Annotated in this window: 16 protein-coding genes and 1 pseudogene; 14 read left to right on the top strand and 3 right to left on the bottom strand. The window is 33.4% G+C overall.

The window, feature by feature from the left end; genetic code table 11:
• Positions 1-324: 324 nt before the first annotated feature.
• Together CBF37_RS05275 and CBF37_RS05270 are read right to left on the bottom strand one after the other, a co-directional pair.
• Positions 325-1,512, bottom strand: a complete 1,188-nt coding sequence (locus CBF37_RS05275; protein WP_125983700.1) for a multidrug effflux MFS transporter — start codon at positions 1,510-1,512, stop codon at positions 325-327.
• A 1,076-nt stretch (positions 1,513-2,588) separates the two neighbouring features.
• Positions 2,589-3,080, bottom strand: coding sequence for a DNA-deoxyinosine glycosylase (locus CBF37_RS05270; RefSeq protein ID WP_125983699.1), 492 nt, complete (start codon positions 3,078-3,080; stop codon positions 2,589-2,591).
• A 229-nt stretch (positions 3,081-3,309) separates the two neighbouring features.
• On the opposite strand from CBF37_RS05270, the gene CBF37_RS05265 reads away from it, so the two are divergent.
• Positions 3,310-4,260: an LPXTG cell wall anchor domain-containing protein gene (locus tag CBF37_RS05265; protein WP_125983698.1), complete on the top strand. Its 951-nt coding sequence runs from the start codon at positions 3,310-3,312 to the stop codon at positions 4,258-4,260.
• Between the two features lie 30 nt (positions 4,261-4,290).
• On the opposite strand, the gene CBF37_RS05260 is transcribed toward CBF37_RS05265, so the two are convergent.
• Positions 4,291-5,016, bottom strand: a complete 726-nt coding sequence (locus CBF37_RS05260; protein ID WP_125983697.1) for a putative ABC transporter permease — start codon at positions 5,014-5,016, stop codon at positions 4,291-4,293.
• Positions 5,017-5,343: 327 nt separating this feature from the next.
• On the opposite strand from CBF37_RS05260, the gene CBF37_RS05255 reads away from it, so the two are divergent.
• The 13 genes and pseudogenes from CBF37_RS05255 (at position 5,344) to CBF37_RS05195 (ending at position 14,511) form a co-directional block, all read left to right on the top strand.
• A complete protein-coding gene (locus CBF37_RS05255) occupies positions 5,344-5,805 on the top strand; it encodes a hypothetical protein (protein ID WP_125983696.1) in 462 nt (153 codons plus the stop codon).
• A 95-nt stretch (positions 5,806-5,900) separates the two neighbouring features.
• Positions 5,901-6,587, top strand: a complete 687-nt coding sequence (locus CBF37_RS05250; protein WP_125983695.1) for a Crp/Fnr family transcriptional regulator — start codon at positions 5,901-5,903, stop codon at positions 6,585-6,587.
• 146 nt (positions 6,588-6,733) lie between these two features.
• Positions 6,734-7,051: an iron-sulfur cluster repair di-iron protein, ric gene (locus tag CBF37_RS05245; RefSeq protein WP_125983694.1), complete on the top strand. Its 318-nt coding sequence runs from the start codon at positions 6,734-6,736 to the stop codon at positions 7,049-7,051.
• Positions 7,051-8,898 carry a heavy metal translocating P-type ATPase gene (locus CBF37_RS05240; RefSeq protein WP_125983693.1) on the top strand — a complete coding sequence of 616 codons (1,848 nt, stop codon included), beginning with the start codon at positions 7,051-7,053 and terminating at the stop codon, positions 8,896-8,898. The genes CBF37_RS05245 and CBF37_RS05240 overlap by 1 nt, the downstream gene beginning before the upstream one ends.
• Before the next feature lie 23 nt (positions 8,899-8,921).
• On the top strand, positions 8,922-9,149 hold the full coding sequence (locus tag CBF37_RS05235) for a heavy-metal-associated domain-containing protein (RefSeq protein ID WP_125983692.1): 228 nt from the start codon (positions 8,922-8,924) through the stop codon (positions 9,147-9,149).
• Between the two features lie 235 nt (positions 9,150-9,384).
• Positions 9,385-9,529: pseudogene (locus CBF37_RS11760) on the top strand (transposase); the annotation flags it as partial.
• Positions 9,530-9,661: 132 nt separating this feature from the next.
• Positions 9,662-9,919 (top strand): GNAT family N-acetyltransferase, encoded by a 258-nt coding sequence (locus CBF37_RS05225; protein WP_125983691.1) that lies wholly within the window; start codon positions 9,662-9,664, stop codon positions 9,917-9,919.
• Complete coding sequence (locus CBF37_RS11955) at positions 9,920-10,102, top strand: GNAT family N-acetyltransferase (RefSeq protein ID WP_125983707.1); 183 nt, start codon at positions 9,920-9,922, stop codon at positions 10,100-10,102.
• 194 nt (positions 10,103-10,296) lie between these two features.
• The gene (locus tag CBF37_RS05215; protein ID WP_125983690.1) at positions 10,297-11,004 is read left to right on the top strand and encodes a lantibiotic protection ABC transporter ATP-binding subunit; all 708 of its coding nucleotides are present in this window, start codon (positions 10,297-10,299) and stop codon (positions 11,002-11,004) included.
• Between the two features lie 6 nt (positions 11,005-11,010).
• The gene (locus CBF37_RS05210) at positions 11,011-11,748 is read left to right on the top strand and encodes a lantibiotic immunity ABC transporter MutE/EpiE family permease subunit (protein WP_125983689.1); all 738 of its coding nucleotides are present in this window, start codon (positions 11,011-11,013) and stop codon (positions 11,746-11,748) included.
• Positions 11,741-12,457 carry a lantibiotic immunity ABC transporter MutG family permease subunit gene (locus tag CBF37_RS05205; RefSeq protein WP_125983688.1) on the top strand — a complete coding sequence of 239 codons (717 nt, stop codon included), beginning with the start codon at positions 11,741-11,743 and terminating at the stop codon, positions 12,455-12,457. Before CBF37_RS05210 ends, CBF37_RS05205 begins: the two co-directional genes overlap by 8 nt.
• Positions 12,458-12,499: 42 nt before the next feature.
• Positions 12,500-13,159, top strand: a complete 660-nt coding sequence (locus tag CBF37_RS05200) for a response regulator transcription factor (RefSeq protein WP_125983687.1) — start codon at positions 12,500-12,502, stop codon at positions 13,157-13,159.
• The gene (locus CBF37_RS05195) at positions 13,150-14,511 is read left to right on the top strand and encodes a sensor histidine kinase (RefSeq protein WP_125983686.1); all 1,362 of its coding nucleotides are present in this window, start codon (positions 13,150-13,152) and stop codon (positions 14,509-14,511) included. Before CBF37_RS05200 ends, CBF37_RS05195 begins: the two co-directional genes overlap by 10 nt.
• Position 14,512 lies beyond the last annotated feature (1 nt).

Genomic DNA, 14,512 nt, shown 5'->3' with positions numbered 1-14,512 from the left:
CTTTTAGGATCAGCGAGTGAATGTGGTGCATAAGGGAGACTTTTTCAGTGAGCCTTTTAGGCTCAGGCCGGCAATAGAGGCTTTCAGCCGAAGAACAAACCTCCAGTTCACACTGGAGGTTTTGATTCAGATAAAGAAACGATAATATGGTGCATTTATCCTTACCTAAATAAGACCAAGAAGGAGTTCCTATATTTTAATAAGAGGCGAGCACACAGATCTTGTTATTATCTTCAAATTCAATATTACTTCACTCTATAAAAAATCACCAATCATTTTTTGATTGGTGATCAAACTAACTTTACTAAATTGTACGATAGTCGCTTATTCGATAAATTTTGTACATGAGTACCCAATTATAAGTACGACTATACAAAATAAAGGAAAGACAAAAACCGATCCGGTATGAAAAATACTAATTAAAGAAGTACAAATACTAACAATTAAATAGTACCCTAAACTTAAAAAAGCACCAGCTGTACCAGCTACGTTAGAAAATTTTACTAGTGCCAAACTTAGACAATTTGGTAGAGCCAAGCCTATTCCCGTAAGAATAATAAAAATACTAATAATATAAAGTATGATTTGAATAAGCAGTGGTAAAGAAATTAGAAAGAATACACAAAGTAAAATACTTCCAATAAGAGCTAATTTAATACCGTTTCTGATAATAATTTTTGGAGATTTTGTATTTAAAGATTTACTAGAAATATAAGCTCCTAACATCGTTGCTGAGGCAACAACAATTCCCATGAAACCATACTGACTTTGACTAAAATGGAATTGTTTAATAAAAATACTTGGTGCTTCAGATTGATAACTGAAAAGAATCCCGTTAAAAACTCCGATAAGCACGCCAAATGCTAAAGTATAACCATCCAATAACATTTCTTTTCCAATGGAAAAAAATGACTGAGGCGATAATTTTATCGCTTTAGCAGATTTTGTCTCTGGTAAACTATTAAGACTCCAAAAAAAGAGTAGTATCCCCATAATAACTAGGGATAGAAAAACGTATCGAAACCCAGCATACTGCCCAATGAACCCACCAATTAGTGGTCCAATGGCCGGAGAGAATGCGAGAGCTGCTGAAATTTTTGAGAAAAGAACATGTCGTTCGTTTCCATGGTAATTGTCCCTTAAAATAGTCTGTGTTGTCACAGAACCTGTACTGGCACCAAAAGCTTGGACAAATCTTCCAATAAATAAAAGATTAACATTTTTAGAGGTGAAGCAAATTGCTGATCCTAAAACATAGATGAGTATGCCAAAAATCATGGCTTTACGTCGTCCAATAAAATCTGATGCAATTCCCCAAAAGAATACGCCAAATGCAAAAGCTAGAAAATAGATACTTAAAGTCATTTGTGCTAGGTTTAGCGTAATACCGTAACTTTGAGCAATTTCTGTTAATGAGGGTGTATAAATAGTTTCACTAATTTGTGGGAATCCTACTAAACAGACAAGTAAAGCTAAATTTATTTGTTTATTTGTGTTGATGTTTTTCTCCATAAAAATTCTCCTAATAAATTATAATCTAGGGAAAAACATCAATTGACTGGGAATGGTGGGATCATGATTTTTATCCAATCATAAAAATTCATGGTAACACCCCTTTCTTTTTTCTTCAAGTTAGCATATTATAAACAAGTATACACTATGTTTTTTAATAGTAAATTTATTAGCAGATTTTTAATTAAAAATTTATAATTATGTTAATCGCTTAGATTATCGGTTTTTCAAAACTGAACGAGTATAATAGCTACCTTAACGATCTGGTAATATTTTTCAGTTTATTAAATATATTTTTGATTAAGTAATGTTAACAGCCAGTAAATATAAAAATAAGCCAAAGATTGGTTTTCAAGAAGAATTAATGGCTATATTATTAATGCTAATTACTTTGATCAGTAAAAAGGCTATTTTGAAAGATAAAGTTACCATATTATTAATAGAAATTTCAAGATAAACAGATACGGAATTTTTCCCCAACCATTAAAAATTATCAGCAAATAGACAAACTAGATCTCATCTAAATAGAGAGAAAATATAAATATGACTGCTTATCTGAAATATAAGCAAATTAAGATAAATAATTATGTATTTGTAGGGAATTATTTTGATTTTATAATGTCATTTTTTTATGCTCACATGATTAACGGCCTATTAGATTAGCACTTATAATAATAGAAAAAGATAATAAAGCAAGAAGGATGTAAAGGCTTAGTAATTGTCTAGATAAGAAAACAGAAAAATTGTACTAATTCCTCTAAATAAAAGTATCAACAATAAATATTAGTCTAAATATATGATCAAAATTTTAAGCAAATACTATTTAGATATTTTAAACAATGATGATAAAACCGAATATAGGGAATCGGAGAAGTTCTCTTTTAGTAAATGTATAAACAAAAAACCTCTAGCCGTTAGACTAGAGGAAAGGAGTTGTTGTTATTTACTTTGGAGGAGTAAATAAAATGAAAAGGTTGTTTTGTTGGTATGTATATATAATAGCTAACAGGTAAGAATTATTCACGATAAAAATATAGTTTATTTGTGATTATTTTGTAAAAAAATTTAAAATTGTATTAAGCAGATGACGTTTTAAAAACAGAATCTAGTGCATCAGTCCATTGCTTTTTCCTCAAATCCATGTAGTTATTCGCTGCTCCGCTGGTTGATATACAGTAGGTAACCGGTAGTTGGTTAAATAAATGATTTTTAATAATTTCACTATGGGCTTTTTTACCGTTAGCAATAATTAGTTTTAGACTATTGTTTGTTAGAATATCTGTAAAGTCATTTAATACATACTCGGTAATTAAATTATCTGAGCTGCCTTCTCTTTCAAAAGCATCATACACATCCCATAAACCCACATGATGTTCTAACAGGAATTGTTTTTTCTCAGTGTAGTCAGCTGTCAATGGTGTGTTGAAGTAATCAAATAAGATTTTCCAAAACTGATTGCCATTATTACCGTAATACTGCTGCTTCCTTAGTGAAACTTCTCCTGGAGCACTGCCTAAAATCAAAACTTTAGCTCCTTGGTTAATGATTGGAGGAAACCCGATTTTCATTACTGCACCTCACTTGATATAGAATTTCTAATCTATGTTCTTTCCCATGATAATTTTTTTCTTTAGCTCTGTCCAGTAATTTATGGTCACATAATAATATCGATGAACATTATATGTATTTGTGATTTTTAAAATATATAAACTAGCAATATTTATACAAAAACTTTGACTGTGATCGCTAATTACATTACACTTAACTTAACGGAAGAACAAGAAGAGGAGGGTTTTTATGAAAAAGTATAAATTATTAAGTTTTGCTAGTTTATCGGTGTTGGTTTTTGCATTGTCAGTAGGTTCTGTGAATGCTACAAGTAAAATTTCGAAAACTACTACTCGTTCGTTAGAAGCCAAAACAACATATACACATACAAAATCAATTCCTGAGCGGGAAAAAGCAGTCATCGTTGTTAAAGCAATTGATGATAAAGGTAAGTTAATAAGGGTACTTAATGATAAATGGGATGTAAGAGTCGGTGACCGTGTTGGTTTCAGATATCCAACGATTAATGGCTATAAATTTGAAAGATTAATCATTAAAGATAATCAAAACAAGACTATCGCACTAGATAAAAAAACACCTAATGTCTTTACCGTTGATAAAGGTAAGACGACAGTTGAAATTGTTTATACAAAAGAAGGTGGAACAGAAAATAGTTCGACAACCTCTGAAAATATTGTTTTTAGTACAACAACTGAAACTTCAACCGAAACAGGTACCAGTTTAACATCTATGACGACAACCTCTCGTCCGGATAGTAGCAGCTCAGAAAGTACGACGATAACAACCGATACGTCATTTTCCAGCACGACAACAACAGGAAACAGCTCAAGTTCTGTAACAACGAGTACAAAGAACACGAGCAGTACAAGCAACACGAACAGTACAAGCAACACGAACAGTACAAGCAAACCGTCAACTAGCAGCAGTTCGACAACTTCTACGACAAGTACGACGTCAAGTACTAAATTGTCAACAAATAGTGGCGGTAAACGTGGAACTCCAACAACGTCAAATGTTAATCCAAAATTAACATCTAAAGGTAATTCGACGAGACCGACGTCAGCGAATAGTAGCAGTTCTAAAAAATTACCACAGACTGGTGAAATTATTTCAATGGGCGGTATAATTGCTGGGGTAGGAATAATTCTTGCTGGAGTGTATGTATCTAGTAGGAAATAATAGGAAATAAAATGAAAATCCAAGCGACAGTTAGTCGCTTGGATTATTTTTATTTTTAAACGTGATATTTGGATAGTTTTTTAATAATCTATTTAAATTATGATGTTTTAATTGTCTAGGGTGAGATTGGATAAACTTCAAAAGTCGATCCCGACTGGGTGATGATTTATGATTTGTTACAAGATGTTTTAAACGGAATTCTTTAATAGCTGCATTTTCAACGTCTGATGTATCAATAACTGATTCCACTTTTTTCTTTGCTGTTGCAGTAAAAATCATTGTTGAAACGACGTCTATCAAGAAAATAGCCATTAGAATAATTGGTCCGATATTGTTTGTTTCCGTCACAAATCTTTTGATTTGAAGCTGAATGACTGGATTGACTAATTTTACTAGAATCAGACATCCGATTCCCCAAAATAGTGAAACTGGTATAGCAACACGGCCATCAATATTTAAAGGGATATTTTTATAATTCCATAAAGTCATGTGAAATAATTTTTCTAGAAGCCAACTTGTTACATACTCGATGACGGTAACAATTACGACCATGTTAAAATATAAATTAATAAGGGAACCAGCATTGTCTGGAACTAAAAGTAAAACAGCGACCACACCAAAGCCATAAACAGGACAATAAGGTCCTAATAAAAATCCGCGATAAACAAAATGTTTCGCCTTAATCGAGCAGTAGAAACTTTCCCAAAGCCAACCGATAAAGGCGTAAACTATGAAGCTCATAAATATATTTTCCATAATTCCTCCTTAAGATAATTTATTAATTTCTGATTGCTACTAGAATTGTAAATTTATAATATCTGTTTTCATAATAACATAACTGTAGTTTTTCTGTCAGTAGTGATTATTTTAAAAAAGTGGTGTGATTTTCAAGATACAGTTCTTTTTAAAATATTGATAACGGTTGTATTATTATCTGTTATCGTCTATACTGGTAGGTAATTTGTTCTGTATTATAACAGTTTAACAACAGATCTTTAATTAAATTTAATGACACAAGTAGTCAACTTTAATTTTAATGCAATCATTGTTTGTGGGTGTAGATAATATTAAGGGGGTCATCTTTTGAAATTAACCTATCAAATAAAAGATAAACAAACGGGAGAGCAGCTTGAAAAGCTTCAGGATGGTCTGATTTATTTATCGATTGATGATGAATTGGTGGACAACGAGGGAATTGGTAAAATTGTGACAAGCAAAGAAGATAACGTAGTTACCTTGGATCAAATTACAATTAATCAAGATTACCGGAACATTGGATTAGCTGGGTACTTTATTGCTGATTATTTATTGCTTTATTTAGATAAATATCATGAAGGATTTCATTTTAATTTAGTGCCAGCGATTCAATCCATTCTTCATCCTGCTAAAACTGCATATGACATCTACCATCAATTTGTCGATAAACCAGAAGACCATGGGATTATTTTAAGTCGTGAATATGCTGAAGTCGATATATCAGGTTTGTATGACATTAAAACATATTATTATAATCGAATTCGAGAAAATAAAGCATGTTTAGTATAGTTACAAAGAGTATGTCAATTCGTCATTTTTGCAGATATGGAACATACTTTATATAATAAACATGCAATTAATTCTGCTTTAAAGGGGTAGTCAGTATGTGTGAAGTCTATAATGGATGTATCAACTTAGTACCTATCTTTAATCATTTGAACAATTCTCTGAAATTTGAATTAGAGAATAGCATTCAGCATCGTCACTTAGCAAAAGGGGAATATCTTTATCAAGCCGACGATAAGGATAATACACTCTACATTGTTCATAAAGGTCAAATACGAATTTTTCACGTATCAGAATCAGGCAAAGAACAAATGATTCGTGTGCTTAAAACTGGAGATTTTACGGGTGAGTTAACTATTTTTTCAGAAAATACGTATCATGATAATTTTGCTGAGGCAACTTGTCAAACTGCTGTTTGTTTAATTAAACAATCTGATTTAATGTCGCTGTTAGCAGCTAATCCCAAAGTTACATTAAAGTTGCTTTCACTTGTTGCTGAGAAATTACAAGACTCTGAAAAACAAATGGTGTCGATTGCGACAGAACCGGTTATCAATCGGATTATTTATTATCTGGAGAGCCTACCTCATGAATCAGATGTTCAAAATGACATTATTATTGATGTTCCAATGAATCGACAAGATTTGGCCTCGTATTTAGGGACAACACCCGAAACCATCAGCCGTCGTTTTAAGATGATGGAAATGGAAGGTTTATTGCAAACATTGCCTAAAAATCGGTTATTGATTCACGATATGAACCGTTTGTTGGAAAAAATAGAATAATTAGGTTAACAATCAGTACTATGTGTACCACTATTTAATTTAGTGATATGCATAGTTTTTTTTTTCAAAAATTGATGCAGGTCAATTTTTTGAATACCGTAAGTTGTTATGATGAATGTACATCAAGAAGGAAGAAGGAGATAAAAATGGAACAATCATCATTTACATCGACATATAATCAATTACATGTGGAGCTATGTCAGTTAATTCCTATTGTCGATAAGGTACATGGGATGCATCATCCAGAATTTCATGACGTTACTCGAATTTGGGAAGTATTGAAAGAAGACGTTAAAGCAAAAAATTTAGATAAAATTGCTGATTTATTTAACCAATTAAACAAGGTTACTGATAATTATCAAATACCGACTGATGTTTGCGATAGCTTTAAGTTAGTTTACAATGATTTGCAGCAGTTAGAAATTGCTTATTGTCAGTCATCAAAAATGCGAGCTGACGTCTAATGCAGCGATATATCTTAGGTAAAAAAAACAAAATCATGATAATTAACGGTATATTAATCGTAATTAGTTTAATCGGTCATTTTATGGGTATGCAGACAAATTATGTAGATATCCTGCTGATGATTTCAGCTATCTTAGGTATATTTCCAATAGCACTTCAAGCAGTTGCTGCGTTAAAAGTTAAGGTTGTCAGTATTGACGTCTTGGTTTCTATCGCGGTAGGTGGTGCTTTTATTATCAAGAATTATGAAGAAGCTGCTGTGGTGACTTTTTTATTTTTATTTGGTGCGTGGTTAGAAGCACGAACATTAAATCGAACGAGAGCAGCTATCAAAGAATTGACAGAGTTGGCACCAGAAACAGCATTAAAAGAGAGTGATGGTCAATTTACTGAGGTCGATATTACTGAGGTCGATGCGGGTGATGTTATTCTTGTGAAAACAGGTGCTAGAGTGCCAGTTGATGGAACCATTCAGATTGGTGAAGGATATCTTGATGAGGCTAGTATTACAGGCGAGTCTAGGATTGTTAAAAAGCAGCAGTATTCTCAGGTCTATGCAGGGACAATTTTAGAGAACGGTACTTTACAGATAACAGCTGAACGAGTTGGTGAAGAAACAACTTTTGGTAAGATTATTGAATTAGTCGAGGAAGCTCAAGATTCAAAATCTGAAGCAGAGCGTTTTATTGATCGCTTTTCTACATGGTATACTCCGCTGGTTTTACTTACTGGTATTGCGGTGTGGTTTTTTACGCAGAATATCGAATTAGCCATTACAATATTAGTATTGGGTTGTCCTGGTGCTTTAGTGATTGGCGTGCCGGTGTCAAATGTCGCTGGTCTTGGTAATGGTGCAAAGAACGGTGTCTTGTTAAAGGGAAGCGACGTTATTAACCGATTCAGTGAAATTGATACATTGATTTTTGATAAAACAGCTACGTTAACTAAAGGTAATCCGGAAGTATCAGATGTCAAATATTATGGGGATAATGAGGATGCTATAGCTTATCTTGTTAGTGTGGAAAATGAATCTGATCATCCATTGGGAAAAGCAATTGGTTCTTATTTTAAAGGGAGTCGTTCAGCATCAGTGACGGCAACTGATGTCCAAGCAGGCGGCGGTATTATTGCCACAGTCGACAATCATCAAGTTGTTATCGGTAACCGAGGATTGATGGAACAAGCGGGTATTTCTTTAACCGACGAGCAGCAGGCACAAATGACTTTGCTTGCCTCAACCGGTAATTCTATTGTACTGACAGCTGTAGACGGTACGCTTAAACTGTTGATAGGCATTCGGGATCAAATTAGAGAAGGTGTTAAGGAAGATCTTCTGCAGCTTAAACAAATGGGTATTAAGCGATTAATAGTTTTGTCAGGGGATAATCAAGAAACTGTTGATTTAATTGCAGATGAATTAGGCTTAACCGAAGCACATGGTCAAATGCTTCCGGAAGAAAAGGCTGCATATGTGGAACAGCTAAAAAAAGATGGATACAAAACGGCCTTTGTTGGAGATGGTGTCAATGATAGCCCCTCGCTTGCACTTGCTGATATCGGGATTGCAATGGGGAATGGAACAGATGTTGCAATTGAAACATCTGATGTTGTTTTAATGAATTCTGATTTTAGTCGTCTGCCATATGCAATAGGGTTAGCTAGAGCAACAGTCGGAAATATGCGTCAGAATATTTTTATTGCTATTGGTGTTGTTCTTTTCTTAGTTGCCAGTCTGTTTTTTAGTTCATGGATGAATATGTCAGTAGGTATGTTTGTTCATGAAGGAAGTATTTTAGTTGTCATTATCAATGGGATGCGTCTATTAAATTATCATTTAAAAAAATAAATTATTTTTAGGAGAGATGAATTGTGAAACAAGCAACGATACAGTTAGAAACTTTGGCTTGTCCAACGTGTATGAAAAAAATAGAAGGCGGTGTTAAGGCCCTGAAAGGAATTGATAAAGAAAACACTAAAGTTATGTTTAATGCGAGTCGTGTCAAAACAAAGTACGACGAGACGGTGATTTCAATTGACGACATAACAAATAGTATTCAAGATTTAGGATACGAAGTATTGAAAACGAAAGTAAAATAAATAGATAACAAAAGATACAGCTTTTTGACTGTGTCTTTTGTTTTTTGTATTTTTTGAAAACTACCCTGCTATATAGGTAGTTCTGAAGAGTTTTCAGCGTGGTATAAAAAAAGTTTCCTAAAATGATAAAATATATTTGGTTTTCCAACCACAAAATATCAATTATTTAGGAGGTTCCTTATGAAAAAAAGATAATCAAAGTTTATCACACACAATATGAAAAGGTAAGTATCATATGGTTTTCGCACCTAAATATAGACGATAAATTATTTATGGAAAATACAAACAAAGTATTGGAGAAATTTTAAGACTATTATGAAAGAAAAGGAGTAGAAATAATTAAAGCCAATCCCTGTAAAAATCATATTCGTATGCTAGTGTGAGTATGTCCGCCAAAATTAAATGTTTGTTTCAGGATTTATAGGCTATTTAAACGATAAAGCAAAAAACGTTTCGCAAAGTTGGTCGAGTTTAGGTAAAGTATAAATAAATCTACTAAGCGAGGTGAAACAATGCTGTTTTCAAGTAACCGATTATTTTTTAAACAAATAACTTATCAAGAGAAAGACATATTGGCGGACATACTGCAAGATGAACGTTTGATGCATTTAGGGAGGGGCAAGACATATACAGAATCTGAAGTATCCGTTTGGTTTAATAAAATTCAGGACCTATATAAATCACCAGGATACAGTTATTGGCTGATTACAGAGAGTTCAACGAAGAGAGTTGTAGGCATTGCTGGTCTATTGCCGACAATAATTGATTAGATAACGTGTGTAGAATTAGCTTTTATTATTCATACGGAGTTTCAGCATAAAGGATATGGAATCGAAGCAGCCAAAGCAATCTTGAATTATGCATATGGTTATCTTAACCTCGAAGAAATAGTTGCGCAATGTGATAAAGAGATAATGTGTCGTCCAAAAAGCTGCTGGATCGTCTTGGTATGACTAGAGAAGGTACATACATACGCGAAGTAAACGGGAAACTTAGAGAACATTATATATATCGTATTAATATTTAAAGTAAGTTTCTAAATTGTTTCTCTGATTTAAAAAGACTGATTAATTCAGTCTTTTTTTGTTTTTCTGATACTTTCCTGATATTTAGGACGTATAGTAAAAATTGAAAGGAGAGAGAAACAATGAACACATATAAAGTACAAATGACAGGTATTGTAAAAAAGTACAAACGACATGCAATTATAAATGATTTAAATTTAAATGTCCCTCAAGGGAGAGTTTATGGGTTATTAGGGGCAAACGGAGCTGGTAAGTCAACAACCTTAAAAATGTTAGTAGGAATGATTAAACCAACATCAGGTGAGATATTAATTGATGGGCATCCGCTCACGGAAGGAGATTTATTAAAAATTGGTACCTTAATTGAAGACGCACCATTATATCGTAATTTATCAGCCTACGAAAATTTATTGGTCAGAGCGACAATCTTAGGGGTTCCAGAAGAACGCATTCACAAAGTTCTGCATCAGGTTGATTTGAGCGATACAGGGAAAAAGAAAGTTAAAAATTTTTCAATGGGCATGAAACAACGTCTTGGTATTGCGTTGGCACTAATAAATATGCCGAGTCTTTTGATTTTAGATGAGCCGACAAACGGTTTAGATCCAGTTGCTATCAAAGAACTGCGCCATCTAATTAAAACGTTGAAAAAGCAGGGAATCACGATTATTGTTTCAAGTCATATTCTGGCAGAAATTGAGAGTGTGGCTGATAATATTGGAATTATTTACAATGGTAAATTAGGTTATGAAGGTAAAACACCAGAAAATATTGAAGCGTTAGAAGCATTATTTTTTAAAATCGTGCAGCCTAATCAAGCAGGAGTGTAACATACGATGAAACAAATATGGCAATCCGAGTTTCTTAAAACAAAACATAGCCCTATAAGGTATTTGACTATCATATTGCCTCTGATTACTTGTGTGTTGGCAGTTTTTTTAATGAGTGGCCAAGCAGTACAGATTGGCACAATGAATTGGTGGTACACACTTATATTGCCTGTTGTAGTTATTATTATTTCAACTGAATCGATTATAGAGGAAAAGGCGATGAATTTCTTTAATCTATTTATTATACCAGTCTCACTGCGCCGAAGTTGGCTAGTTAAAATCGGTATTTGCAGTATATTATTACTGATTTCAAACATGATTTTGTTTATAGCTGTTACAGTCTTAGGCATTATTTTTTCATCGCAATTTTCTGTTTTAACCGGTTTATTGAGCTGCGTTGTGATGACTGTGACTTCTATTTGGTTAATTCCGTTATCCTTATTTCTAGTGGTAAAGTGGAATCGGTTAGTCACGTGGTTTATTGTCATTTGTTTGACAACTGTGGGTGGACTGCAGCCCGTAGTTGGCAGTTTTTGGTGGTTTTTACCAGCGACAATTACTTCACGCTTAATGTCAGCACTGATCAAAATCAATCCAAATGGTATTCCTCTAAGTTCAGGGAGTCTGTTGAATCGTACAAGCGTTATCATTCCCGGTCTAATGATTTCTATTATTAGCTTTATCGTCATTAGTATTTTAACAGCGTATTGGTTTGAAAAAAGAAAGGAAAAGTTGTATGAATAGATTTATTAATCTTCTTAGATCCGATTGGATAAAGTTAAGAAGAACTTATTTTTTTCCCGTTCATATTGCTGTACCGCTTATTTATACCGTTCTATTTTTAATTTACCAGTCAATAAAAACCGAAAATTATGCCAATCAATTGACACTTTTTTTGCAATTAATGAGTTTGGGTTTTCCGATTATTATTGTGATTGTCTGTCAGATAGTTATGCAGCAAGAATACGAAGCAGGCGGAGGTTTCTTTATGATGTTCACATCATCACGTGTGCAGACAATTTTGTCAAAATTATTTTATTTAATCTGTTTTGGCTGTCTAGCAGTTACCTTAACAACTTTTGCTTATTTATTAATCAGATTAAAGAACATATTAGACGTAAAATTTGTCGTTCAACTGCTGATAGTTATTTGTTTGTGTTTCAGCATTCAATATGTTTACCATTTAATTTTTACTCTGTATCTTAACTCAGCAGTACATTTTGCAATGGCGATGTTTGAAGGATTGATAAGTGCGTTATTTTTGACAAGTTTAGGTGATGGATTATGGTATTTTTTTCCAGCATCATGGACACCTCGTATAATTCCGTTGATGAGATATGACCATCTGTACCTGAAGCTGATTTGTCTATTAACAATCATCCTTCTCTTGTTGATTTTTCTTTTAAGTTTCGTTATTTCATGGTGGCACGGTAGTAAATTAGTGCGTGATTAAGCGACATGTTATAATAAATAAAAAAAAGGGTAGTGAATTAACATGGCAAAGATTTTAGCAATTGATGATAATAAAGATATTTTAAATCTTATTAAACGGTCTTTAGAAAAGGCAGGACATCAAGTGACTACAGTGGAAAATACCAAGTTGGCTACTAAGGAAAAATTATTGTTTGCTGACTTGATTTTGTTGGATGTGATGCTGCCGGATGAAGATGGTTTTAGATTCTGTGAACGTGTTCGCAGACAAGTTACGTGTCCGATTATTTTTGTGACTGCAAAAACTGCGGAAAATGACATGATTCAAGGATTAGGAATCGGCGGGGATGATTACATTCAAAAGCCGTTCTCAATACGAGGGCTGCGAGCTAAAGTAGATGCACATTTAAGAAGGGATCAGCGCAGATATACTGAACTGGTTCACTTAGACAATTATGCTGTCAATTTATTAACTAGAGAATGCTTTTATCAGGACAATTTGATACCCTTTACTAAATCAGAATATAATCTTGTCGCGTTTCTTATAACTCATCCGAAACAAATCTTTTCAAAAGAACAGCTGCATGAAAACGTCTTTGGTTATGAACACGATACGACAGAAAAGGTAATTGTTGAACATATCAAAAATGTTCGGGCAAAATGCCGTCTGTTTGATAGTGATCCGATTAAGACTGTTTGGGGGATTGGTTATCAATGGCAGTAAAGAAATCCAAAAGTTTAACGTATTATATGGGGCGCCTGTTCTTTATTCAATTCTGCGGTTTTCTTTTAATTATTGGTGTAGCGATTTTGATTTTCAGCGGATTAATTTTTAAAGGTATTGTTTCTCCAGCTGATGCTGGTGAAAGAGAAGCAACGCAGTGGCTAAATTATATTGACCAAGAACAGCAGATACCCAATCAGTTAACAACAAATTATACAGATTTTGCGATTTACAATGCTCAAGGAGATATAAAAAGATCAACCATTGACTCATCTGTATTTGAAAAATTAGTCTTGCGAGCAAAAAAATCTGAAGGAAATTACCAATCGTCAACTGCCTCATTGTCAAATGGTGATAAAATTATTTTTATTTGGAAATATCGAGCGATGCTGACTAATCGAACATTTCGTCGATTAATTCCAAATTTTGAGATTTTTTATCTCAGTATAATTTTAGTTTTATTGTTTGCTTATTTTATATTGTTTGTTAAACGAGCTAGTTTATTAATCAATAAAAAAATAACTCAAATTTCTCAAGCGACACAGCAAATCAGTCAAAAAAATTTAACCAGCAAGATAATTGCAGATACAGGAATTAATGAATTTGATGAGGCATTAAACTCAATGGAAGACTTAAGAGAGTCATTACGCGAATCTTTAACCAATCAGTGGTCGGATTTTCAGCAATATGAGCGAAACGTCTCGGCGATGCTTCATGATATTAAAACACCGTTGACAGTGATCACTGGGAATACCGAATTGATTCTTGAAGAGACGACAGATAGGGATATTGAGGAATTAGCTGAGTCAGTTTATATGTCAGGATACAAATTACAACAATATACTGAGAAAATGCGAGATTTATCGATAATATCAAAAGATAATCAGAAAACGACCGTAATCCAATGTGATCAATTAATAAATGACGTTTTCCAACTTTTAAAAGCGGCAGCTGAAAAGAACAATAATCGCCTTATTTATAAAAAAAACACTACTATTAAAGAAATAAAGGCTGATGAGCTTATGCTTTCAAGAGCACTGATTAATATTGGGGACAATGCAATCAGGTATGCAATGTTTGGTACTGATATTACTTTTTCAGTTTTTCAAAATAACCAGCAGACAACATTTGAAGTGGAAGATGTTGGTCCAAGTTTTTCTGAGGAAGCACTAAAGCATGCAGCAACATTTTTGTGGCAAGAAGAAAAAAGCCGCCAATCTTCAGAACATGCGGGTATAGGATTGACAATGGTTAAAGAAACTGCAAGAACCCATGGTGGTCAACTGATGTTAAAAAATACTGAAACGGGTGTAACGGTATCTTTTTCAGTCTTAAATAAACCAATTATTTAAA

The sequence above is a fragment of the Vagococcus vulneris genome, from assembly GCF_003950515.1.
Lineage (GTDB): Bacteria > Bacillota > Bacilli > Lactobacillales > Vagococcaceae > Vagococcus > Vagococcus vulneris.
Note: the sequence above shows the minus strand (reverse complement) of the source record. Positions and strands in the feature narration are given on the sequence as shown.